The organism is Pirellulales bacterium, from assembly GCA_035533075.1.
Lineage (GTDB): Bacteria > Planctomycetota > Planctomycetia > Pirellulales > JAICIG01 > DASSFG01.
In genome coordinates, this window is sequence record DATLUO010000138.1 from 41,310 (window position 1) to 62,734 (window position 21,425).

At 61.7% G+C, this 21,425-nt stretch carries 22 protein-coding genes and 1 pseudogene; 18 read left to right on the forward strand and 5 right to left on the reverse strand.

The annotated features are described in order from the left end of the window. Positions 1-21 precede the first annotated feature (21 nt). On the forward strand, positions 22-2,592 hold the full coding sequence (locus VNH11_17605; protein HVA48186.1) for a chemotaxis protein CheB: 2,571 nt from the start codon (positions 22-24) through the stop codon (positions 2,590-2,592). Between the two features lie 159 nt (positions 2,593-2,751). Here VNH11_17605 and VNH11_17610 read toward each other — a convergent pair. The 3 genes and pseudogenes from VNH11_17610 to ggt all read right to left on the reverse strand — a co-directional run bounded on the left by VNH11_17610 (position 2,752) and on the right by ggt (position 5,438). Continuing rightward, positions 2,752-3,120, reverse strand: a pseudogene (locus VNH11_17610) (GxxExxY protein). A gap of 225 nt (positions 3,121-3,345) precedes the next feature. Then, complete coding sequence (locus VNH11_17615) at positions 3,346-3,561, reverse strand: cold shock domain-containing protein (GenBank protein HVA48187.1); 216 nt, start codon at positions 3,559-3,561, stop codon at positions 3,346-3,348. A 167-nt stretch (positions 3,562-3,728) separates the two neighbouring features. After that, on the reverse strand, positions 3,729-5,438 hold the full coding sequence (gene ggt / locus VNH11_17620; protein ID HVA48188.1) for a gamma-glutamyltransferase: 1,710 nt from the start codon (positions 5,436-5,438) through the stop codon (positions 3,729-3,731). A 104-nt stretch (positions 5,439-5,542) separates the two neighbouring features. Between ggt and treZ the strand changes: the two genes are divergently transcribed. Both treZ and VNH11_17630 read left to right on the forward strand, forming a co-directional pair. After that, complete coding sequence (gene treZ / locus VNH11_17625) at positions 5,543-7,270, forward strand: malto-oligosyltrehalose trehalohydrolase (GenBank protein ID HVA48189.1); 1,728 nt, start codon at positions 5,543-5,545, stop codon at positions 7,268-7,270. A 60-nt stretch (positions 7,271-7,330) separates the two neighbouring features. Further along, entirely contained in the window at positions 7,331-9,043 is a 1,713-nt protein-coding gene (locus VNH11_17630) for a thiamine phosphate synthase (protein HVA48190.1), read from the forward strand. Between the two features lie 103 nt (positions 9,044-9,146). Here VNH11_17630 and VNH11_17635 read toward each other — a convergent pair whose 3' ends face one another. After that, complete coding sequence (locus VNH11_17635; protein ID HVA48191.1) at positions 9,147-10,016, reverse strand: Uma2 family endonuclease; 870 nt, start codon at positions 10,014-10,016, stop codon at positions 9,147-9,149. A gap of 272 nt (positions 10,017-10,288) precedes the next feature. Here VNH11_17635 and VNH11_17640 point away from each other — a divergent pair, with 272 nt between their 5' ends. The 13 genes from VNH11_17640 (at position 10,289) to VNH11_17700 (ending at position 18,953) form a co-directional block, all read left to right on the forward strand. Next, positions 10,289-10,723, forward strand: coding sequence for a hypothetical protein (locus VNH11_17640; protein ID HVA48192.1), 435 nt, complete (start codon positions 10,289-10,291; stop codon positions 10,721-10,723). Between the two features lie 93 nt (positions 10,724-10,816). Beyond that, positions 10,817-11,116, forward strand: a complete 300-nt coding sequence (locus tag VNH11_17645; protein ID HVA48193.1) for a hypothetical protein — start codon at positions 10,817-10,819, stop codon at positions 11,114-11,116. A 58-nt stretch (positions 11,117-11,174) separates the two neighbouring features. Next, on the forward strand, positions 11,175-11,846 hold the full coding sequence (locus VNH11_17650; GenBank protein HVA48194.1) for a hypothetical protein: 672 nt from the start codon (positions 11,175-11,177) through the stop codon (positions 11,844-11,846). A gap of 97 nt (positions 11,847-11,943) precedes the next feature. Beyond that, positions 11,944-12,624, forward strand: a complete 681-nt coding sequence (locus tag VNH11_17655) for a hypothetical protein (GenBank protein ID HVA48195.1) — start codon at positions 11,944-11,946, stop codon at positions 12,622-12,624. Positions 12,625-12,680: 56 nt separating this feature from the next. Further along, entirely contained in the window at positions 12,681-13,157 is a 477-nt protein-coding gene (locus VNH11_17660) for a hypothetical protein (protein HVA48196.1), read from the forward strand. Further along, complete coding sequence (locus tag VNH11_17665; GenBank protein HVA48197.1) at positions 13,154-13,462, forward strand: hypothetical protein; 309 nt, start codon at positions 13,154-13,156, stop codon at positions 13,460-13,462. Before VNH11_17660 ends, VNH11_17665 begins: the two co-directional genes overlap by 4 nt. A 92-nt stretch (positions 13,463-13,554) precedes the next feature. Continuing rightward, a complete protein-coding gene (locus tag VNH11_17670) occupies positions 13,555-15,150 on the forward strand; it encodes an N-6 DNA methylase (protein ID HVA48198.1) in 1,596 nt (531 codons plus the stop codon). Further along, complete coding sequence (locus VNH11_17675; protein HVA48199.1) at positions 15,131-15,334, forward strand: hypothetical protein; 204 nt, start codon at positions 15,131-15,133, stop codon at positions 15,332-15,334. Before VNH11_17670 ends, VNH11_17675 begins: the two co-directional genes overlap by 20 nt. Before the next feature lie 43 nt (positions 15,335-15,377). Next, positions 15,378-15,554, forward strand: a complete 177-nt coding sequence (locus VNH11_17680) for a hypothetical protein (GenBank protein HVA48200.1) — start codon at positions 15,378-15,380, stop codon at positions 15,552-15,554. A gap of 81 nt (positions 15,555-15,635) precedes the next feature. Beyond that, positions 15,636-16,442, forward strand: a complete 807-nt coding sequence (locus VNH11_17685; protein ID HVA48201.1) for a TIGR04255 family protein — start codon at positions 15,636-15,638, stop codon at positions 16,440-16,442. After that, positions 16,439-16,759, forward strand: coding sequence for a hypothetical protein (locus VNH11_17690; GenBank protein HVA48202.1), 321 nt, complete (start codon positions 16,439-16,441; stop codon positions 16,757-16,759). Before VNH11_17685 ends, VNH11_17690 begins: the two co-directional genes overlap by 4 nt. Then, complete coding sequence (locus VNH11_17695; protein HVA48203.1) at positions 16,713-17,297, forward strand: hypothetical protein; 585 nt, start codon at positions 16,713-16,715, stop codon at positions 17,295-17,297. Before VNH11_17690 ends, VNH11_17695 begins: the two co-directional genes overlap by 47 nt. 612 nt (positions 17,298-17,909) lie before the next feature. Then, positions 17,910-18,953, forward strand: a complete 1,044-nt coding sequence (locus tag VNH11_17700; GenBank protein HVA48204.1) for a DGQHR domain-containing protein — start codon at positions 17,910-17,912, stop codon at positions 18,951-18,953. A gap of 89 nt (positions 18,954-19,042) precedes the next feature. Here VNH11_17700 and VNH11_17705 read toward each other — a convergent pair whose 3' ends face one another. After that, the gene (locus VNH11_17705) at positions 19,043-19,459 is read right to left on the reverse strand and encodes a hypothetical protein (GenBank protein HVA48205.1); all 417 of its coding nucleotides are present in this window, start codon (positions 19,457-19,459) and stop codon (positions 19,043-19,045) included. 999 nt (positions 19,460-20,458) lie between these two features. Here VNH11_17705 and VNH11_17710 point away from each other — a divergent pair. Next, a complete protein-coding gene (locus VNH11_17710) occupies positions 20,459-20,836 on the forward strand; it encodes a hypothetical protein (protein HVA48206.1) in 378 nt (125 codons plus the stop codon). Then, the gene (locus VNH11_17715; GenBank protein HVA48207.1) at positions 20,823-21,116 is read left to right on the forward strand and encodes a nucleotidyl transferase AbiEii/AbiGii toxin family protein; all 294 of its coding nucleotides are present in this window, start codon (positions 20,823-20,825) and stop codon (positions 21,114-21,116) included. Before VNH11_17710 ends, VNH11_17715 begins: the two co-directional genes overlap by 14 nt. The last annotated feature ends 309 nt before the right edge of the window (positions 21,117-21,425 follow it).

The window sequence follows — 21,425 nt, forward strand, 5'->3', positions numbered from 1 at the left end:
AAGCCCACAGCCTTCCGACACATGGCCAAAAAAACATCGCCGCCGCCCGACAAGCCAAAAAACAATCCGCTGCCGATCGTCGGGGTCGGCGCCTCGGCGGGCGGATTCGAGGCCTTTCAACGCCTGATCGAAAACCTGCCGGCCGGCTCGCCGCTGGCCATCGTCTTCATCCAGCACCTGTTGCCGACCCACAAGAGCATGCTCACCGAGCTGCTCTCGAAGACCACGGCCATGCAAGTCTCGCAGGCCGAGGACGGCATGCCGCTCGAGACCGGCCACGTCTACATCATTCCGCCCGACGTGTACATCGAAGTCCGCGACGGCCGCTTCACACTGGCGCCGCGCGGCGGCGAAGGCGCCTTCTTGCCCATCGACCGCTTCTTCATCTCGCTGGCCACCGACGTGGGCGAACGGGCCATCGGGGTGGTGCTCTCCGGCATGGGCAGCGACGGCGCCATCGGCCTGAGGCAGATCAAGGAGGCGGGCGGCGTCACTTTTTGTCAGTTGCCAGGTTCGGCCGAGCGCGATGAAATGCCCCGAGCGGCGATGGCCACGGGCGACGCCGACTTCATGCTCTCGCCGGCGGAAATCGGCCGCTCCCTGGTCGAACTGGCGCAGCATCCCTACATCGCGCTCAGCGACGAGCGCGCGGCCACCCCCGATCTGCGGCCCAGTGAAGAGCAGTTTCAGCGCATCTTCTCGCTGTTGCGCACCTCCAGCGGCATCGACTTTGCGCACTACAAACGTCCCACCATCGAACGCCGGCTGTTGCGGCGGATGGCCTTGCAAAAAACGACCAGCGCCGCCGACTACCTGGAGCGTCTCCAGAAGCAGCCTCAGGAGGTGAACGAGCTTTACCGCGACATTCTGATTCACGTGACCTTCTTCTTCCGCGAGCCGGCTTCGTTCACCACGCTCAGCGACAAGGCGTTTCCCAAGCTGTTCGAGGGGCGGCGGCCGGACGATGCGGTGCGCATTTGGGTGCCGGGGTGTTCGTCGGGCGAGGAACCCTATTCCATCGCCATTGCGCTCTCGGAGTTCTTGACCGACAAGGCCGACGACGTGTCGGTGCAGATTTTCGCCACCGACGTCGGCGAACAGGAGATCGAGCTGGCCCGCGGCGGGCTTTATCCGGAGCCCGTGGTGCGGCCGGTGTCGCCGGAGCGGCTGCGGCGGTATTTCACGCAAGTCGACGGCAAGTATCGCATCAACAAGAAGATTCGCGACATGTGCGTCTTCGCGCGGCACGATCTGACGCGCGATCCGCCGTTTTCGCGGCTCGACCTGATCGTCTGCCGCAACGTGCTGATCTATCTCGACCTGGCGTTGCAGAAGCGGCTGTTCGCGGCCTTTCACTACGCTCTCAAATCGACCGGCTTTTTGATGTTGGGCAGCGCCGAGTCGGTCGGGCTGCACAGCGACCTGTTCGCGGTGGTCGATAAAAAACACAGACTGTACAGCAAGCGGGCCGCTTCCCCGGCGCCCTTGGAGCTGAGCTTCACCGACGGCAAACACGCGCCCCGCCTGACTTCCATCGCCCCCGCGCCGGCCGGCGAGCACCTGCTGCGCCGCAGCGTGCAGCAGGAAGTGAGCCAGCTTTTGTTGAACAAGTACGCTCCGCCGGGCGTGCTGGTGAACGACCGCTTCGAGATCGTGCAGTTCCGCGGACAAACCGGCTACTTTATCGAGCCCGCGCCGGGCGAGGCCGATTTGCACGTGCTGAAGATGGTCCGGCCGGGCCTGTTGTACGAGTTGCAGGAAGCGCTGGCCGAGGCCCGCAAATCGCAATCGTCGGTCCGCAAAGAGGGCCTGCACGTCGACTTCAACGGCCACGGCCGCGACGTCAATTTGCAAGTCATGCCGGTGTCGATGCCCGACGAACCGCTCCACTATCTGATCTTGTTCGAGGACATGACCGCCGACGGGCGGCCGGACGCGTCTGGCCGCCGGACGCGCGCGGCGCCTCGCAAGGCCACGAGCGCGGTCAAACCGTCGGCCGATCTGGAACAGCTTCGCCGCGAGTTGGAGACCACGCGCAAATACTTGCAGTCGGCCATCCAGGACCTGGAGATCACCAACGAGGAGCTGCAGTCGGCCAACGAAGAGGTGCTTTCCAGCAACGAGGAGCTGCAAAGCACCAACGAAGAGCTCGACACCGCCAAGGAAGAGTTGCAAAGCACCAATGAAGAGCTCAACACCCTGAACGCCGAACTGCACAGCCGCAACGAAGAACTGAGCCTGCTGAACAGCGACCTGATCAACCTGCTGAGCAGCGTCGATCTGGCCGTGATCATGGTCGATCGCGGCCTCTGCATCCGCCGTTTCACGCCCGCCGCGGAGAAGCTGTTCAATCTCATTCCCGGCGACGTGGGCCGGCCGATGCAGCACATCAAGCCGAACATCGTCTACCCCGAGCTGGAACAGCGCATTCAGCAGGTGATCGAGAAGGTGGCGCCGCTCGAGGAGGAGATCCGCGACGTGCGGGGAACTTGGTACTTGCTGCGCGTGCGGCCCTATTGCACGATCGACAACCGCATCGAAGGCGCGGTGATCGTGCTGTTGAACGTCGACACCGTGAGGCACGGGCGCTGACGGATCTCAGCCACGGATGAAACACCGATGCAACACGGATAAATAAATAAAGAATCAAAGGCGACGATCTGCGGGTAGACGTTCGCCAAGGATCAATCCGTGTTTCATCTGTGTTTTATCCGTGGCTTGAAAGAATGAGCGGTGTTTCGTCGATGGCTGCTAAAAGACAAAGCGTTTGAACTCGACCTTGGTTCTGCCAAAGTTGATCAGCAAGCCGACCTTGACGCCGGTCGCTTTCAGTTCGTTCAGGAGCTGGGGCTCATTTTCCTGGGTGTAGGCTTTGGCGGCTTTCAGTTCGACCATCACGCAGTGGTTGACCCACAGATCGGCTTTGTAGAAGCCGACTTCAACGCCCTTATACATCACGCGAATCTCGGCCTCGATTTGCGCCTCGAACCCGCGCCGTATCAACTCCACCTGCATCGCGCGCTAATAGACTCCCTCCAAGAAGCCATATCCAAGCACATTATAGACCTCGAACGCCGCCCCGATAATCGCTTCGGTGACATCTTGATGTGGAAGTTCCATGGCCTTTTACCTAATTAGCCACGGATGAAACACTGATGAAACACGGATAAAGAATGAAAGTGGCCTGCCCGGCGGATTCTGGCCACCGCCGCAAAGCCAGCCAACCTTCCGTTTTCGGGCGGCGTCGATCGTCGTTGTGCCTGTTCAATACTGACTTTCGTCGTTTCTAATCCGTGTTTCATCGGTGTTTCATCCGTGGCTGGATAATCCTTACGGCGATACCGCTTACTGAATGGGCTTGACGGAGCTGGCCCGCGGGCCTTTGCCGCCTTTGCCGCCGCCGGCTTCCAACTCGTACTCCACGCGCTGCCCCGGCGCCAGGTTGTCGAAACCTTTGCCGGTCACGGTGGAGTGATGGAAGAACACGTCCTGCCCGTCCGCCGCTTCAATGAAACCGAACCCTTTTTCCGCCACGATCTTCTTCACTTTGCCTTCTGGCATCTCACGAAACTCCCGAATGAAAAAACTCCCGGCAACCATTCGCCCGGACGAATGTCGCGCGACACGCTCACACCAGGGGCGTCTTCCGTGCAAGCCGCCGCGCGATCTTAACGTTTTGCGCGGCGGGCTTCAACCAACTTGACGGCTTTGTAATGTTGTTCGCCTTATTACTGGCCCGACGCTTTTCCGCCGCGGCGGCGATCGGCGACGCCATATCGCGTGCCGCTGGCAAGGTCGATCCGGATCGAATTGGCCGAGCCCTGTCGATGAGGCTTGCGCTCGATGCGATGACCGAGTTCCGCAAGCTCGGTCAAGAAGGGCACCGACGCCGGGTTGTCGGCACCCTCAATGAGCACCACGTCGGGAAACCAGCCGTGGTGCAGCCGCGGGGCATCGACGGCCTGCCGCAGGTCCATTTCATATTCCAGCGAGTTGACGAGCAAGCAAACGACCGTGCTGATGATCGTCCGCCCGCCCGGACTGCCGGTGACGAGCACCGGGCGGCCGTCGCGCAGCACGATCGTGGGCGATTGCGAGCTGAGCATCCGCTTGCCCGGTGCGATGGTGTTGGGCGGCGTGCCGATGTGTCCCAGGCGGTCGGTGCGGCCGGGCTGCCAGTTGAAATCGGTCATCTCGTTGTTCAACAAAAACCCCGCTCCATGCACCACCACCCGCGAGCCATAGCTGTGTTCCAACGTGTAAGTGTTGGCCACCGCCATACCGTCGGCGTCGATGACCGAGAAATGCGTCGTGTCGTTTCCCTCCGCCGCCGGCTCGATCTCCGGCGCGAGCCGCGCGCTCGGCGTGGCATGGGCCAGGTCGATGTCAGAGCCGCGTTGTCGGGCATGCTCTTTGGTGATGAGATTGGCCGGCACTTCGACGAAGTCGGGGTCGCCCAGCCATCGTGCCCGGTCGCAGAAGGCGCGACGCAGCGCTTCTACGATCAGGTGCTGGGCGCGCGACGAGCCGCGGTCGTATTGACGAAGCTCGAATGGTTCGAGGATTTGGAGCGCCTCGATGGTGGCCATGCCCCCGGAACTGGGCGGCGGAGCGCCGAGAATCTCGTAGCCGCGATATTTGCCGCGCACCGGACGGCGCTCTTTGGCCTGATAGGCGGCGAGATCGGCCCGCGCGATCAGCCCGCCGCCGGACTCCATCTCGGCCACAATCTGTTCGGCGATCCGTCCCTCATAGAAGGCCGGTGGACCTTGGCCGGCTAACAGGCGCAGCGTCGCAGCCAGTTCGGGCTGCAGCAGCCGGTCGTCGGCCGTCCATTCGTCGGCGCCTCCCTGCTTGCCGAATACGCGGCGCAGCTCGGCGAACTCGGCCGACGATTTGAGCAGATTGTTGAGGTCCTTCGCCAGCCGCGGGCCGAGCGTAAAGCCTTCTTCGGCCAGATGGACCGCGGGCCCGACGAGCGTCTGCCACGCAAGCTTGCCAAAGCGACGGTGGGCCAGCTCCAGGCCGCGCAGCGTGCCCGGCACGCCGACCACCTTGTGTCCCAGGCGGCTTTCCGCAAGCGAGAACATGTCGGGCGTGGCCTTGGCCGGCGCGGTCTCGCGATAGTCGATGCACACCGGCTCGCGTCCGTCGCCGGGGCAAATCAACATGAAACCGCCGCCGCCCAGGTTGCCCGCTTCCGGCAACGTCACGGCCAACGCCAGGGCTGTGGCCACGGCCGCATCGACCGCATTGCCGCCCTGAGCGAGAATCGCCGCGCCCACGTCGGAAGCCGGCGCCGAATCGGAGACCACGAGTCCGCCCGCGGTCGTCACAACCTCGCTGGACTGCTCGTCGGCGGCCACAAGCGTGCGTGGTGCGGCAAGGGTGCTGACAATCGCCAACACGGCCGTTAAGTTCAGGAGGCGCAGGTGCATCCACCAATCTTACCTCGATTTACACCTCTATCGCCAACTAGGTACGACAAGTGCTGGCCTGCCGAAGTTTGATCGAACAATACAGCACCGAAAGAGAGGTAATCATGGCCTTGCGCGTTTGGGCGCCCGACGCCAAACAGGTGGAGCTGGAAACCGGCGGAAAACGCTCTGCCATGACGGAAACCGGCGGCGGATGGTGGCAGGCCCAGGCCGAGTTGCCTGTAGGCACCGACTACGCCTTTTGCCTCGACGGCGGCCCGCCGCGGCCCGATCCGCGCTCGCACTCTCAGCCGCGGGGCATCCACGGCCCGTCGCGGATCATCGACCAATCGAGCTTCAAGTGGGACGACGCCCGCTGGCAATCGCCGCCGCTGCCGTCCGCCGTCGTTTATGAATTGCACGTGGGCACTTATACGTCCGAAGCGACCTTTGAGGCGGTCATCGACAAGCTGCCGCACCTGGTGCGGCTGGGCGTCACGCACGTCGAGTTGATGCCGGTACACGAGTTTCCGGGCAAGCGAGGCTGGGGCTACGACAGCGTCGATATCTACGCGGCCCACCACGGATACGGCGGTCCCGAAGGCCTGAAGCGTCTGGTGGCCGCCTGCCACCGCGCGGGCCTGGCCGTGCTGATCGACGTGGTTTACAACCATCTGGGCCCCGCGGGAAACTACCTGGAGGAGTTCGGCCCATATTTCAGCGAGCGTCACTTCACGCCTTGGGGAAAAGCCGTCAACTTCGACGGCCCGCGGAGCGACGATGTGCGGCGGTTCTTCATCGACAATGCCCTGATGTGGCTTCGCGACTATCACGCCGACGGGTTGCGGCTCGACGCCATCCATGCCATCGTCGATACCTCGGCGATTCCGTTCTTGCAACAGCTCGCCACCGAGGTGTCGGCGTTGTCGGCCCATCTCGGCCGACACCTGGTTCTGATCGCCGAAAGCGACCTCAACGATCCCCGCGTGGTGCGAAACCGGGAGGCGGGCGGCTTCGGTTACGACGCCCAATGGAGCGACGATTTTCACCACGCGCTGCACACGGCGCTCACCGGCGAAAGGGACGGATACTACGCCGACTTTGGCACGATCTCAGACCTGGCGACCGCCCTGCGGCAGAGTTTTGTGTATGCCGGCCGTTATTCGGCGTTTCGCCGACGACAGCACGGCCAAGCGATACGGGGACTGAGCGGTCACCGCTTTCTCGGCTATTTGCAGAACCACGACCAGTCGGGCAACCGGGCACGCGGCGACCGCAGCAGCCACTTGATGAGCCGTGGCCGGCTGAAGGTCGGCGCCGCGCTGGTGCTCACGTCGCCCTTCGTGCCGATGCTGTTTCAGGGCGAAGAATGGGGAACGACCTCGCCTTTCCAGTTTTTCACCGACTTTGAGGAGCCGGAACTGGCCCAAGCGGTGCGCGAAGGGAGGCGACGCGAGTTCGTGGCCTTTGGCTGGTCGCCCGAAGAGATTCCCGATCCGCAAGATCCGGGGACGTTTGAGAATTCCAAGCTCAAATGGGACGAGTTGAACTCCCCACCGCACGCGGAGTTGCTCGACTGGCACACGAAGTTGATCGCCCTGCGCCGCCGCGAATCGTGTCTGACCGACGGCCGGCTGGAAGAGGTGGGCGTCGACTTCGACGAGCAGGCCCGCTGGCTGGTCGTCGAGCGAGGCGGCATCACGGTGGCTTGCAACCTGGCCGACCGCCGCCAGCTTGTGCCGATCGGCTCGCATCGGCCCAGGTCGTTGCGGCTGGCTTCGGAGCCGCAGATCGAGATCCGCGAGACGGGCATCGAGCTTCCGCCCGACTCGGTCGCGATTCTGGGCGTCTGAATTTGCTCTGATGGAAATGCGAAAGCACAATGAGGGCAATCTCAGACCAGCGGGAGTAAAATGGTGGCGGATCGTCGGAGCGTAGAACAGCACGCGGAAATTCAGCGGAGCTACTATCCGTTTACGGCAGCGGCCGAACGCGCGCTGGCGGCGGCCGCCGGATGGGCCAACGGCGCGGAATCCGAGGTTATTTCGCCGCCCAAGCTGCTGTTGGGCCTGCTGGCCGAGGCCGAGTCGCGCGCGGCCGAAATGCTGGCCGCCCGCGGCATCGACACGGCCGCGGTCTTGGCCCGCTGGCCGTCTTTGACGCCGCACGATGTCGCGGGTAGCAAGGCGGGCTTATCGTTCGAACTCGAAGCTGCCTTGGCCGCGGCCGCCAGCCACCTGGCCGAATTCTCGCGTCCGCTTGAGTTCGCCACCGAGCATCTCCTGTTGGGGCTGGTTGCCGCGGAGAACGAATCTGCCGATTGGTTGGCGGAGCGAGGTTTTACCGCCGCCGGGCTGACGGCTGACATCTGCCGGTTGTACGGGTATCAGTCCGTGGTCCGTGGTCCGTGGTCCGTAGTCAGTTGCGATGAGGTGGCGCCGGCAGCCGGTGACGAATTAACGCCAGACGATAGACCGCTGGCCACGGACCATGGACCACGGACCACGGACCACAAACAACGGACCACGGACCACGGACTACTACGTCTCATCGACGCGGCGGCGAATCGTGCTCGTGAGGGGCTGCGCGTGGTGGAGGATTTCGTCCGCTTTATTTGGGACGACCGCCACCTGATGCGCCACTGTAAGCAGTTGCGGCACGATTTGGCGGCCGCGCTGTCGAGATTCGCAGTGCCGGAGCTACTGGCCTCGCGCGACACCACGGGCGACGTGGGCACGACGGTTTCGACCGATGCCGAACACGAGCGGCCCGACATGGCCAGCGTCGTCACGGCGAATTTCAAACGCTTGCAAGAATCGCTTCGCAGCATCGAGGAGTTTGGCAAACTGCTCGACCCGGCGATGGCCCAATCGATCGAGCAGCTTCGCTACCGCAGCTACACGCTCGAACGTGCCGTGGCAACAACGTCATTCGGCCTCGACCGGCTGGCCGACGCGCGGCTGTATGTCCTCATCGACGGCCGCAGCGACCTCGCCGCGTACACCGAGTTGGCGCGGGAACTGGTGGCAGCCGGGGTCGATGTGTTGCAGCTTCGCGACAAGCGGCTCGCCGACGCGGAGCTGCTGGCCCGCGCTCGTCGGCTGCGCGAGTTGACGCTCCCTACGGCCACGCTGTTTGTCATGAACGACCGCCCCGACCTGGCGGTCTTGGCCGATGCCGACGGCGTTCACGTCGGGCAAGACGAACTATCGGTGCGTGAATGCCGGGCGATTGTCGGCCCGCGAATGCTGGTGGGCGTTTCGACGCATTCGCTCGAACAAGCTCGCCGGGCCGTGCTCGACGGCGCGAACTATATCGGCGTCGGCCCGACCTTCGCATCGCGCACCAAGCATTTCACCGATGCCGATTTGCGCGGCCTCGAGTTGCTGCGTGCGGTGCAAGCCGAGGTCCGCTTGCCGGCCTTTGCCATTGGCGGCGTCGATCAAAGCAATGTGCGAGACGTTCTCGCGACTGGTTTTACCCGCATCGCCGTGAGCGGTGCCGTGCTGTCGGACGACGAGCCAAGCAAGGCAGCCCGCGAGATCGCGAGAGCCGTTGGCCGCTGCTCGGCGACGACGTCAGACCGGCAGAATTCGGCGGCCGACAATGAGGCAGGCGAGGCGTGAGCGTGCCGGTAGGTGGCGAAGCAGAGAGCGACACGTGTCCAGGTTTGTGCCGAGTCGGTCGCCGATGTCTTACGAACGACCCGTTGCTGGCCGCGACGGTCGTTTACGTTTCCGTCTCCCCCACGCGCCGTCGAAGTTCAGCCAGTTCTTTCTCCAGTTTCTCTCTCTCGGCGGTGGCGCGGTCGCGCTCGGCGGCGGTCTGTCGAAGTCTCACTTCGGTCTGGCCCAGCTCCGCCGCGGTCTGGCCCAATTTGGCTTCGCTCTGGCCCAATTTGGCTTCGGTCTGGCCCAATTTGGCTTCAGTCTGGCCCAATCTGGCTTCGGTCTGGCCCAGTTTGGCTTCGGTCTGGCCCAGTTTGGCTTCGATCTGGAACTCGCGCTCCGGCGCTGTGGCAAGCCAGCGGCCCGCAGCCGGATCGTAAAGCCGAAGTTCCTTGCCGTGGCCTTCGAACTGCAAACCTAGCACTTCGCTGGGCAGCCGACCGTCGACAGCTTCGATCTCGACGTATTTGCCCTGCTGTAGCCGAAAGCCCTGCAGGGCCGGCTTGAGGTATTCGCCGTAGGGATCGAACAAGATGTACTCCGGAACCCCTAGAATGTCCTGATAGATCCGCTTCTTCTCGCCGGTGTCTTCCCCGCGAGTAGTGGCGCTGGTCAGCTCGATGACCAAGTCCGGGCCGCGGCCTTCCAACCAGACGAAGTACGCGTCGCGTTCTTTGTCTTTGGGCACGCCCAGTACCACAAAGACGTCGGGCGAAACGTGTTTCAGCCGGTTGCCGGGCTCGTAGTAGATGAACATGTTGCCCGACACATAGGCCAGGGGGTCTTCGGCGAACCAGCGTTCCAAGACGTCGATCATGGTCGTCAAGTTGCGGCGATGGACCGGGGTTTCGGCCATGGGACGACCGTCTCCAGTGGGATAGAAGTTGTCCGCATCGACGTCGGGCGGCCGCGGCAACGAGGTAAGGTGCATAGTATCGCGCTCCTGATGGCGGGGCGGATGCGGATTTTTGCCTTCTTTTGAGGGCGGCCGATGCGCCATCGCCAAGATAATCTGATTGTTGGCCACTTGGCGGCGACTGTCAATCATGGTGCCACTGGTGGAGTAGCTGCTATGACAAACTTGTCAAGCGCGCCGCTGACGTCGCGGCGATGCCCAGGTAGCGCCACCGCTCCGCCCATACAACCGGCCCCGCGGGTCCCCTCATTCAAGCCGCGTCGTTCCGCCCTCCGATCAATCGTGATATGAGGATGGCCGCACTGATGCTTGGCGTGGCGCTCGTTTCGTCGAGCGGTTGCTCGATCGTGTCGGGCTTTCATCGCGATTGGCAATGCTGCGCGTGTGCGCCGCACGGCGACAACCTGGGCGGCTGTTGGCAAGGTTGCTGGGACAGCCAATGCACCGGGCACCAAGGCAACTTGAAGGCCATCATCTGCCGCCAGGACCCGTGCCATTACGAGGCCCGTTTCCGCGGCACCTTCTTCAAGGTCATTCCCTTCCAATACAAAATGACGCTCACCGCCGTGCGGCACGACGATCATTTCGACCTGCACGGGCAAAAAGACCTGGGCCGCCTGCTGGGCGTGTATCGCTTTCAGGGCCATGCCACGCCGACCGACTTTGTGGCCCATTACACCTCCCAGGACGATCGGGGGCGGTTCGTCATGTCGCGGCGGTAGATGCCCCGGCTTGCGATTTGCCGCCGGGTCTGCGACGATAAGGATGGGCGTGCGATTGATTTCTTTCCGCCCGTGGCCTCGTAGAGCCCGTCCATGTCAACCAACGACGCAAACCGGGGCGCACCGCCCGAAAATCAACAATCCTATGCCGGGCTGATCGTGGTCTCGGCCATCGTTGGCTTGGGGGTCGTTTGGACCTATATCTTTTTCGGACCGAGCGGCCTTGGCTGGTGGGCCAAAGGCGCGGCCACGCTGGTGATCTTGTCCATCATGATCGGGGCCTGGCGATGGCGGCAAAAACGCACCCAGCAGCAGCTTGCAGTGTTGCAGCGATGGGCTGAAGCCGGCGAGACGAGCGCCGCCCGCCGGCCCCCCAGGCCCGCCAATCGGTAGATCAAATCGCCAGGGCCAGGTGGCGCCCGGCGCCACGTGCCCGGTGGAGGGGATTTCGTTGGCCCTGCCTTCATTTCTCAATGCGCTCTATGAAACCGGCCGCGTACCGGTCGACGACCCAGAAGCGCCGCTGGAAACCCATGCCGGCGAAGCCGATGAGTTGCTGCTGGTTTTCGACGCACGGGCACGTAAGGAGTTGGCCCTCACCGCCCCGGAATATGTTCCCGACGCTGCACGTTGGGCGGCGACGCTCATGTATCGAGGTTGCCAGCTTCTCGTCTATCGAAAGCTCGACGGCCAGGCGGTCAAGCAGGCGTTGGGCATTGCCTGCCCGGCGCCGCTTTCACCGGGCGCCATCTATTCGGCCGACTTGGCTTTGCACTATTTGCGCGACCTGCTGACCATGGCCCGCACCGTGGCCGAGCAAGACGTGCTCGTGGCGGAATTGTTGTGCGTCGCCGCCGCCTGGCCGCTGTCGTCGATCGGCATTCCGCAACTCGCCGCGAACCAACTCGACCCAGCGGGCGCGGTTGCTTTGCCCGCAGACCTTCGCGTTTTTTGCTGGCCGCGAAGCCCAAGGCGATGTCAAAGCCCGTTTCGCCGGCGGCCAACTGCGCGAGCCAGTAGTCGTGGCCGCAATCGAGATGGCTGCGGCGCTGCCCAGAATGATTGGCCGGACGCTCATCAAACTGGCCCACGTTCGGCCTATCAACGAACGCACGGCTCCTGAGTCGGCGCGCGGTAGAGCGATGCGCACACCTGCTGGCCACCCGCCCCGCGCTCTGCTATCTTCATCCCATAACCACGCGACCACATCGGGGAAGATCATGGCCAAGCGGGCGAAGCGCGCCGACGATGCCGCGCAGGCGGGCGAGGGGGCGACCGCCGTCCAGCGTGTGCTCCAGGAGTATCTCACCGAGTTGAACCAGATTCGCGCCACCGGCGCGGCCGTGGAAGAAACCTCGTACTACCCCGCCCTGGCCAATCTCTTCAACGCCGTCGGCCGCACCCTGAAACCCAAGGTCCGCTGCAACCTTCATCCGCGCAACCTGGGTGCCGGCATCCCCGACGGCGGACTCTATACCGCCGACCAGTTTCAGCGGCAATCGGCCGGCCAGCCGAAGCCCGGGCAGCTCCCCAGCCGCGGCGCCATCGAGATCAAGGGAACGAAGCCCGACGCGATGGCCGTCGCCGACAGCCCACAAGTGGCCGGATACCTGAAGACCTACGGCATCGTGCTGGTCACGAACCTGCGCAGCTTCGTGATCGTCGATCGCGGTCCGGGCGGAAAGCCCACGCCGCGTGAAGCGTTTCACCTGGCGGCCAACGAGCAGGAGTTCTGGCGGCAGAAGGCCGCGCACCCGCGCGTCGCGGCCGACGAGCGGGGTCCGCAGTTTCTGGAGTTCGTCAAACGGGCCTGCCTGCACGCGGCGCCGCTGGCCAAGCCCAAGGACCTGGCCTGGTTCGTCGCCTCTTACGCCCGCGACGTCTGTGACATATCGCCGTAATTGACGCCACCCAGTACAATGGTTGTGGGGCACAGGATGCGGTCGGCGAATGGGAAATGATCGCGGGTCAATCATCGAGTTTTCACTGGCGGGAGAATCCGGCCGCGCAAGCGCGCACCATTGACGAAGCCGTTGCCATCGCAAGAGACGGCGGTGTCGACATACCGGAAGACGTTTCATTTTGGGTCGACGAGCTTGGCGAGCTGGGGCCCGACCGAACGGCTTGCGGGCCGCGGGTCGATAAACCCGATGAGGCGATCGTTTATTGGGCCGATTTGGTGCATGATAGGACCGGGAAAGTACCATTTCGTGTGTGGGAGGGCATCCTCAAGAGCGACGAAGCGATCGTCGCCGTCTTGGGGCATGAAATGTACGAGTTGCAGCGGCTACGGCCGTTGCTCAAGAGCGGAAAAACCACGATCGGCGAGTTCATTGCGATGACCTGTCCGGGCAATCCCGGCAACTTGCACGATCAGGCTTGGGAATTCGCGGATCGCTTAGTGGAGCAAATGCGGAAGGGAGGGCGAGAATGATGCAAGAACTAGTCGACATGTACGAGAACGGTGCGATCACCGCCGACCATCTGGTGGTTGAATCGTTGCACAAGCTCAATCCCGCGGCCCCGGCCCTCGTGCTGGCGGCCTTACCGCAAGGTGTTCTCGAGCGGATGCTCGCTTATGCCGAGAGCTACCGACCGGGGGCCATGAGAACGAACTACGGGCTTCCGCCCGCCCCCGACCAGGTTGCCGCCGCGCGACAATGGATCGAAGCGAATCTCACCGCGGCCAACGGCGACCACGGCATCCTGCCCAGGCCGGATCGCGCCGAGCGACACTAACGCAAGTCGCGGTGGATCAATGGGCCGCTGGTCGCTCGCCCCGCGCTGTGCTATCTTAACCCCCAAACAAACCAGCGAATTGGGGGACGGTCATGGCCAAGCGGGCGAAAAGCGCCGATGATGCCGCGCATCTAGGCGACGGCTCGACGGCCGTCCAGCGCGTGCTCCAGGAGTATCTCACCGAGCTGAACCAGATTCGCGCCACCGGCGCCGCCGTGGAAGAAACGTCGTACTACCCCGCCCTGATCAATCTCTTCAACGCCGTCGGCCGAACGCTAAAACCGAAGGTCCGCTGCAACCTTCATCCGCGCAATCAGGGCGCCGGCATCCCCGACGGCGGACTTTATACCGCCGATCAGTTTCAACGGCAATCGGCCGGCGAGCCGAAGCCCGGCCAACTCCCCAGCCGCGGCGCCATCGAGGTCAAGGGAACGAAGCCCGACGTGATGGCCGTGGCCGACAGCCCGCAAGTGGCCGGATACCTGAAGACCTACGGCATCGTGCTGGTCACCAACCTGCGCAGCTTCGTGATCGTCGATCGCGGTCCCGGCGGAAAGCCGACGCCGCGTGAAGCATTCCACCTGGCGGCCAACGAGCAGGAGTTTTGGCGGCAGAAGGCCGCGCACCCGCGGGTCGCGGCCGACGAGCTGGGTCCGCAGTTTCTGGAGTTCGTCAAACGGGCCTGCCTGCACGCGGCGCCGCTGGCCAAGCCCAAGGACCTGGCCTGGTTCGTCGCCTCTTATGCGCGCGACGCCTTGGCCCGTGTCGAACGGCAAAAGGAGTTGCCCGCCTTGCAAGCGGTGCGCGCGGCGCTCGAAGAAGCGCTGGGCATGAAGTTCACCGACGAAAAGGGCGAGCACTTCTTTCGCTCGACGCTGGTGCAGACGCTGTTCTATGGCGTGTTCTCCGCCTGGGTCCGTTGGCACCGCGACAATCCGGGCACGGGCCAATACTCCGCCAGTCTGTTTGACTCTACGGCCGGCGGCACTTCCGCCGGCACGGGCGGCCCTCCGCCTGCCTTGAAATTCGATTGGCAAAAGGCCGAGTGGTCGCTGCACGTGCCGTTCATCCGCGTGCTGTACGAAGAAGTGGCCAAGCCCAGCCGCTTGGGGCCGCTGGGCCTGGTCGAGCTGCTCGACTGGACGGCCGCCGCGCTCAACCGCGTGTCGCGCGGCGAGTTCTTTCAGTCGTTCGAAGACGAACATGCCGTGCAATACTTTTACGAGCCGTTCCTGGAAGCCTACGATCCCGACCTGCGCAAGGAGCTGGGCGTGTGGTATACGCCGCGCGAGATCGTAAAGTACCAGGTGGCGCGGGTCGATACCGTGCTGCGCGAGGAGCTCGACCTGGCCGACGGGCTGGCCGATCCGAACGTGGTGGTGCTCGATCCTTGTTGCGGCACCGGGGCGTATCTGGTCGAAGTCTTGCGATCAATCGCGGCCACGCTGCGCGACAAGGGCGGCGACGCGCTGGTGGCCTCCGATCTGAAAGAGGCGGCCATGAACCGCGTGTTCGGCTTCGAGATCATGCCCGCCCCGTTCGTCGTCTCGCACCTGCAGCTTGGCCTGACGCTGCAATCGGCCGGCGTGCCGCTGGCCGAAAGCGAGCGCGTGGGCGTTTATCTCACGATATCACCTGCGCCTGAGCGACCACGAGATCGGCGGCCGGATGAACTTCCCGCCTGCTGAGGTGGCCAAAGCGCGCAAACGCCTCGGCCTGAAAGCCAATCCCCGCATGACGCCACGGTTGCGGGAGCGACCCACAGAGCAGCACGCCAAGCCCGACCCGCTCGCGGTCGCCCAGAAATGGGTGGAGGGGTTCGACCGGCTGACCATGACCCACCACAGCAAGCCGATCAAGCTCCCGACATAGAGCGGCTCAAAGCCAACGACATCGACCAGATCGGGCCGGAGTCATGGCGGGTTTAGCGGCGGCCCGGCAGGAATTGCGGCTCGCCCGGCGGCATTACCAGCAGGCTCTACGCGATTATCCCAGCCTGCCGCCCGATGACCGCGACGACCGGCTCAAGGCAGCGAGGGAGCGGCGGCAGGCGGCCGTCGAGCGGTACATGAAAACGCTTCGCGCCCATTGATTCTGGCCACCGCGTTGCTATCCTGAATTCCAGTCGCGTACCGGCTCTGGTGCCGCTTCCCCTTAGTCTCACGAGAATCGCATGGCGAACCCCCACACAGCCACCAAACCGACCCGAAGCACTCCAGCTGAGCCAACGGCCCACCGATATCCGTCTAGCTTCCTCACGATGGTTGTTGCTCGCGTTGACTTCGCATCGCCCATTAATCTCCCCGAGGGAGGGCCACCACCGGGTATCTTGAAGCACATCACCCCCACCTTCCCCATCTACGAGGAGGAAGCAGAGGTTGATGCCACCTTTGCCGTCACCGGTGCCGGGGCTTCAGCATCGACCGGCCAACCGCGGAAAGTTTTCAAGTTTTGGTCGAAAGACCGCCAGAAAGTTGCCACTATTGCCCGTGATAATTTCTCCGTCGAATACAAAAAGTATCACTCATTCATCGCCCTCATGGGCGACTTCAATGCTCTGTTGACTCCGCTTAGTGGACGATTCAAGCAACTCCAGTCCAAGCGCCTGGGCCTACGGTATGTCAACACCATCGAACCCGACAAAGACAACGCCCAACTTTACGACTGGACCAATTATTTCGTCGAGCCATTAACGACAACCTTCACCCTCGGCGATCCGAGCAACCTCACCCGAAGCTTTCACGTCGTCGAACGCAATCACGGCGATTTCCGATCAAAACTTCAATACGGGATGGTAAACCCCAATTATCCCGCCATCATCAAAAAGAAGTCGTTCATCATTGACACCGACCACGTCAACCTCAATTTGCTCACCCCTAATGAGGTGCGGCAAGCCCTCCCCGATCTGCATTCCGCAGCAAAGACATTGTTCGAGTCATTGATTAAGGACGACCTCCGCGACCTCATGAACAAGCCATGACCGATCTGCCCGACCCCAACATTTTTACCCCTCAGCCAGCCCAAGAAACTCCCCCAGGATTCGATGTCGCCAAAGCCATCCGCGAAGCCAGTGAACCTATTAGCGTCGGTCATTTCCCAGACAGCCTATTTGATGAGCTTACAAAAGCAGTAACAGTTCCTAGCCGCTTTGCTGAACTTATTCCGCAAGAAGAACCCCCTCTCGACTTGTCCGCGTATCCCGCCGGTAAGCCGCGCTACGACAACATCAGGGCGCGACTTTTTCTAACCCATGATAGGCACAACCAAACAACACGAACCCCGCATCTGTCAGGGTGATATCCTCTCCGATGTTCATTACATCGAAGATGTCACTACCGACGGAGAATGGATCGACGTGAAGCGGATATTATTTCCCTACGTCATCGTCTTGACCCAGGATTGCGATCTACAGCAAGACCACGGCACACGATGGCCCGCTGGGAAAGCTCCCACCACTCAAGACAAAAAACTCATCTCGGCCCTCCTCGCGCCGTTGTATAACGCCGAGCATGTTTTCGCCGGCGAGCATCTGAGCGAGCTGAAAATGACCATGCAAACCATCAACAAAGGCAAGCATCCGGGAAAGACACTCGTTCAAAACAGCACCCCACGTTATCATTTTCTTGAATTCGATGCGGGGGTCGAAATCGTCAATAGCGTCATCGACTTCAAGCATTACTTCTCGGTGAACATCGAACGACTGACACGCCACAAGGAGAAGCATTTCGTGTGCAAGGTTGACGCACTTTACCGCGAGGACATCTCGCAACGGTTTGCAGCGTTCCTGTCTCGAATCGGCCTCCCGAATCCGCACGATGCGGAACAGGCCGCCTAATTCATTGATTCATTGCGCGAGTTGTCGCCAGCATGTCGGCTGAATCGTGAGGCCCCCAGGTAGCCCAATCCTTCACTGGTTGCGGAATCATAGCATTGGCGGACCTTCAACAAATTGAGGCGCTAGCCGCTCAACTAAAGATGGATGTTTCGTCCGTTACGCTAGAACTCTACTGGGCGCTAGGCGAGGAGAGAATTAATCGTGTAACGCCAGAGCCGACCCAATTCCACGAATGGCGCCGGCAAAAAGACGGCCTATTCAAGTTCTGGGGATACGCGAACTCCAAACTCGCCGTCCCGCTGAGCGCCGATGAGGTCCATGACATTTGGGATTGCATTGATCTAACACTCACGAAAAGGGTGCGAAGGGCATTCACGTTTCAAGATTATTTGATCATCGCCGTGAGAGCCGACCAGAAATGTTATATTTGCAACCGGCGGCCACCAGAGGTCGCTTTGCACATCGACCATATTCTTCCAGTTTCGCGCGGCGGGACGGACGCTCACTTCAATCTTCGATTCCTTTGCCAATTCCACAACATTAGCCGCGGGAACCGTTTCCGCTGGGCCGACGTTTGGCGAATAGTTACCTAATCCCCATGAGGAACCACATATGAAAACCGTTAGGGCCTTAACCCTGAAGCAAAAAGAGACCACCCTATACTGCTTTGCTATGAGCGCGATGGAACTGGAGCCTCTCTGCTATGTGGAAGCCGCCACTCGCGACAAAAAGCGCGGCTTGCAACGAGTCACCGAGGCGTCCCGTCTTCGAGAAATTGGCGAGTATCTCGCCAGCGGCGTGAATGCTCTGCTGCCAAACAACATTATCCTCAACCTTAAGCCGGATGTCACTATCTCACCGGAGGGCGACACTGGCATTGTCACGATCACCTTTCCATCCGACGAAGGGGAGTATGCATTCATAGTCGATGGACAACACCGACTCTTCTCGTTTGACGACACCTACCGGCAATTACCCGATGACGAGATATTTGAATTGCCTGTTGTCGCCCTGCACAATGCCACTGAGGAAGTCGTCGGCGCCACCTTCGTCGCGATCAACTGCAACCAGAAACCTGTGAATCGTGACTTGCTCACGCAAATGAAAGCCATTCTCGGCCTTCTCGACAGCGACATTGAAAAAACGTCTATCGAACTGATTCATTCGCTCGATGAAGATCCTTCTTCACCCCTCCAGGGTCGGATTCTTCGCTACCCACAGGAACGCGGTAAGTGGATCAAGACCAATCAGTTACAGCCGGTGATTCTCGGGCTGCTGTCCCCCGGCGGCTGCCTTCACGATAAGACCCAGGCGGAGCGAAAGCGCATCCTAATCGCATATCTTGATGCCGTGAAGACGACCTTTCCGAACGCTTGGGCCGACGACAAAGCAAAATCCTATTCGCTCTTGCAGACCAGCGGGCTGCAATTAGCGCTGAGTTTAGTCCCCGATGCCATGCAGCGATGTGACTTTTATGAGAGCTTCAGTTATACCGCTGATACGTTCGAGCGACAGATTGCTCCACTTGCCGACGCGGCAATTCTCGGCGACTGGAAAAAAGCTGCGGTCGAGGATGCAATATCAACCGCCGCAAAGCGCAAGAACTTTCTCGGGCAACTGAAGGAGGCGCTAAGGCTGAAGGCGCCTCCCGTCTAAAACCCGCAAGCAGGGTGCCCCCTGAGCAGTGGGCGGCAGGGGATCGCATAGATCCTCCAGCCGCCCACGTGCCACTCAGCTACTAGGGGCTACCTTCTCAAGTAAAACCTGCCGTTCACCATGAACGCGCCGACCGTGTAGCACCAGGTAACGATGGACGACTCTTCATACCGCGGAATGAATTTCCACAATTCACGAGCAGTCACTCCGTCTTTGAACGTCAGCAGTATTCTCACCGCACCTCTGCCGTAAAAATGCCGCAGCCGTAATTTAATTTTATTGTCGATCTCTGATACTTGCAAATCGCACTTTGCATCGTGTCCGGCAAGTAATTCTTCAAGCATTTCAATTTCATGGTGAACGAGTGTGCCAAATTCGGTTTTCTCTGAGATCATTGCAGTTCGATTTTTGAGCAATTCGGATATTTCTTCGTGCATAAAAACTCCGGGCGACAGCAAAAACGCAAAAATACGGACCCAAAAACGATGAAAGCCGACGATTTGCATCGTAGGCTCCAAAAAGCAATCACTTTGTACGTGGAAATTAAATTGTACGGGCGAGTTAGATTATAATGTTTATTTAGCGCCGTAGTTATCGCGATATATATTGGTCTCCGGGGTTAAGGCCGCGGGCGGCCGGTGCCACCCACCAGCGACAAGTCTACGCGCGTCCCATGAGCCGGGCAATAGCCGCCGCGACATTTTTATTGCAGGACGTACCTCGCCCGCGTCCTGCGACCCTCAATCAATCGCTTCCTTGATGGTCACGATCCGGTGGCCGGTCTCCCGCAGGTCGAAGATTCTGGCACCCCGGCACCGGGGAAGCCAGGAAGCCAACGGGGACAGGTCCAATTGTCAGGGCGCAACCGTTCCGCGGTGCGCCGCTGCCGAAAGCAGAGCAAGACGCCGCTAGTTTACTCGCGCGAACGGGGACCGAGCAAACGTGGTGAGAGATCCGGCTGCGGCGCGCGGTTGGCCCGGCTCCGCTGCGCCCCGCAGTCTAGGCCCTGACCAAGGCTGAGCCGCCCGGTGGTTCCGCGGCCCGCCCGGCGTGGCTCCCACTTGCGACCCGTTCTCCAGCGTCCGGCGATCGACGCGGAGGCTTGGCTCGACAGGCTGGCTTGCTTTGGTCGCTCGCCTGCACCGCGCTGGTCAGCACAAAAGCGGCCCTCGGCGGATGCCAACTTCGTGCGTCAAAAAGCGGCGATCACCACCCCCAGGGCAACCTCTGGCCAACGGGCTACGCCAGCCGCAGCGAGCACATCCGAACACTTCGACCGCATGTCAAGCGACCGTACGGGTCTGGACGGGCCTGGCCAGCCGGTGATTCGCCAGAATTGCCCGGTTCGACGGAGCCTGGATCATCCCTGGGGTTCTTCCTTCGGTGGAACTTGTATTCTGAGTGTAATTCGTTCCCAATTAGGGAACAAACAGCCGATGAAGTGCTATAATTGCCTTGACCGAATTGCGTTTTGAGTGCTATTCGTTCCCAAAAAACGGGACGCAATGATGGCTGAATCCAATCCTCCGAGCAAAACACTGGGCAAGCGGTCGGCGTGGCTCGTGACCTCTTTATATGCGCGCGGCCGGCCGATTTTCACGTTGGCTGATGTCGAGGACATCACCGGCCTGAAGCCGGGTTCGGCGAGAACGCTGGTGCATAAGCTGGTGGCGCGCGGCATGGCGACCCGGCTCAGGCCGGGCATGTTCCAGATGGTGCCGCTCGAACTCGGCCGCGAACGTGACTATCTCGGCAACTCCTACGTCGTGGCGCGGGAGCTGGCCGGCGGCAAGCCGTACTTCCTCTCGCACGCCTCGGCCATGGACCTCCACGACATATTCGCTGGAAGAAATCGCCGCCGAGAAAGTGGTGGCGCTGCTTGATTCAGCGAGGAACGAACCCCGCGATCTTTATGACCTGTGGTTCCTCACGTCGTTCGGGCACGTCCAGCTTGTCGACGCGACGCACGCCATCGAAAAGAAATGGAGGTTCCGCAACAGGCCGGCGCCGGATGCCCGCAAGCTGTACGCAGCGAAGGAGGCACGCTACAAGAAGCTGTGGGAGGTGCGCCTGTCGGCACAGATGGCGGAGTTGCCGGAGTTTGGCGAAGTCTTTCGCGTCGTGCGCCGCGCGCTGCGGGAGGCGCGCATCATCGCGAAGTGATCGCCAGAGCGCGGTGCGTGATTGCCGCAACCGTTTCACGACGGCGCGTCTGCGCAGCCCTTTGCGGCGCGGCAGACCGGCTCGTGAGCACAAAAGCACCCCTCGGCGGCTGCCACGTTCGTGCGCGACCGAGCGGCGATCACCACCTGGCAAGGGTTCAGGGTTCAGGGTTCAGGGTTCAGCAGTTGCGCGTCTTCGCCCTCCGCACGGGCTTGGCGCCTGTCCGCGACGCGCACGGTGGCTCGGTCGCAAGACCGCCCACAGCCTTCTTCGTCCGGCTCCGCTACGCCCCGCAGCCGAGGGCCTGAC

Coding starts and splice junctions, on each gene's coding strand:
- VNH11_17605 (HVA48186.1), top strand. CDS start 22: ATGGCCAAAAAAACATCGCCGCCGCCCGACAAGCCAAAAAACAATCCG.
- VNH11_17615 (HVA48187.1), bottom strand. CDS start 3,561: ATGCCAGAAGGCAAAGTGAAGAAGATCGTGGCGGAAAAAGGGTTCGGT.
- ggt (HVA48188.1), bottom strand. CDS start 5,438: ATGCACCTGCGCCTCCTGAACTTAACGGCCGTGTTGGCGATTGTCAGC.
- treZ (HVA48189.1), top strand. CDS start 5,543: ATGGCCTTGCGCGTTTGGGCGCCCGACGCCAAACAGGTGGAGCTGGAA.
- VNH11_17630 (HVA48190.1), top strand. CDS start 7,331: ATGGTGGCGGATCGTCGGAGCGTAGAACAGCACGCGGAAATTCAGCGG.
- VNH11_17635 (HVA48191.1), bottom strand. CDS start 10,016: ATGCACCTTACCTCGTTGCCGCGGCCGCCCGACGTCGATGCGGACAAC.
- VNH11_17640 (HVA48192.1), top strand. CDS start 10,289: ATGAGGATGGCCGCACTGATGCTTGGCGTGGCGCTCGTTTCGTCGAGC.
- VNH11_17645 (HVA48193.1), top strand. CDS start 10,817: ATGTCAACCAACGACGCAAACCGGGGCGCACCGCCCGAAAATCAACAA.
- VNH11_17655 (HVA48195.1), top strand. CDS start 11,944: ATGGCCAAGCGGGCGAAGCGCGCCGACGATGCCGCGCAGGCGGGCGAG.
- VNH11_17660 (HVA48196.1), top strand. CDS start 12,681: ATGATCGCGGGTCAATCATCGAGTTTTCACTGGCGGGAGAATCCGGCC.
- VNH11_17665 (HVA48197.1), top strand. CDS start 13,154: ATGATGCAAGAACTAGTCGACATGTACGAGAACGGTGCGATCACCGCC.
- VNH11_17670 (HVA48198.1), top strand. CDS start 13,555: ATGGCCAAGCGGGCGAAAAGCGCCGATGATGCCGCGCATCTAGGCGAC.
- VNH11_17675 (HVA48199.1), top strand. CDS start 15,131: ATGAACTTCCCGCCTGCTGAGGTGGCCAAAGCGCGCAAACGCCTCGGC.
- VNH11_17680 (HVA48200.1), top strand. CDS start 15,378: ATGGCGGGTTTAGCGGCGGCCCGGCAGGAATTGCGGCTCGCCCGGCGG.
- VNH11_17685 (HVA48201.1), top strand. CDS start 15,636: ATGGCGAACCCCCACACAGCCACCAAACCGACCCGAAGCACTCCAGCT.
- VNH11_17690 (HVA48202.1), top strand. CDS start 16,439: ATGACCGATCTGCCCGACCCCAACATTTTTACCCCTCAGCCAGCCCAA.
- VNH11_17695 (HVA48203.1), top strand. CDS start 16,713: ATGATAGGCACAACCAAACAACACGAACCCCGCATCTGTCAGGGTGAT.
- VNH11_17700 (HVA48204.1), top strand. CDS start 17,910: ATGAAAACCGTTAGGGCCTTAACCCTGAAGCAAAAAGAGACCACCCTA.
- VNH11_17705 (HVA48205.1), bottom strand. CDS start 19,459: ATGCAAATCGTCGGCTTTCATCGTTTTTGGGTCCGTATTTTTGCGTTT.
- VNH11_17710 (HVA48206.1), top strand. CDS start 20,459: ATGATGGCTGAATCCAATCCTCCGAGCAAAACACTGGGCAAGCGGTCG.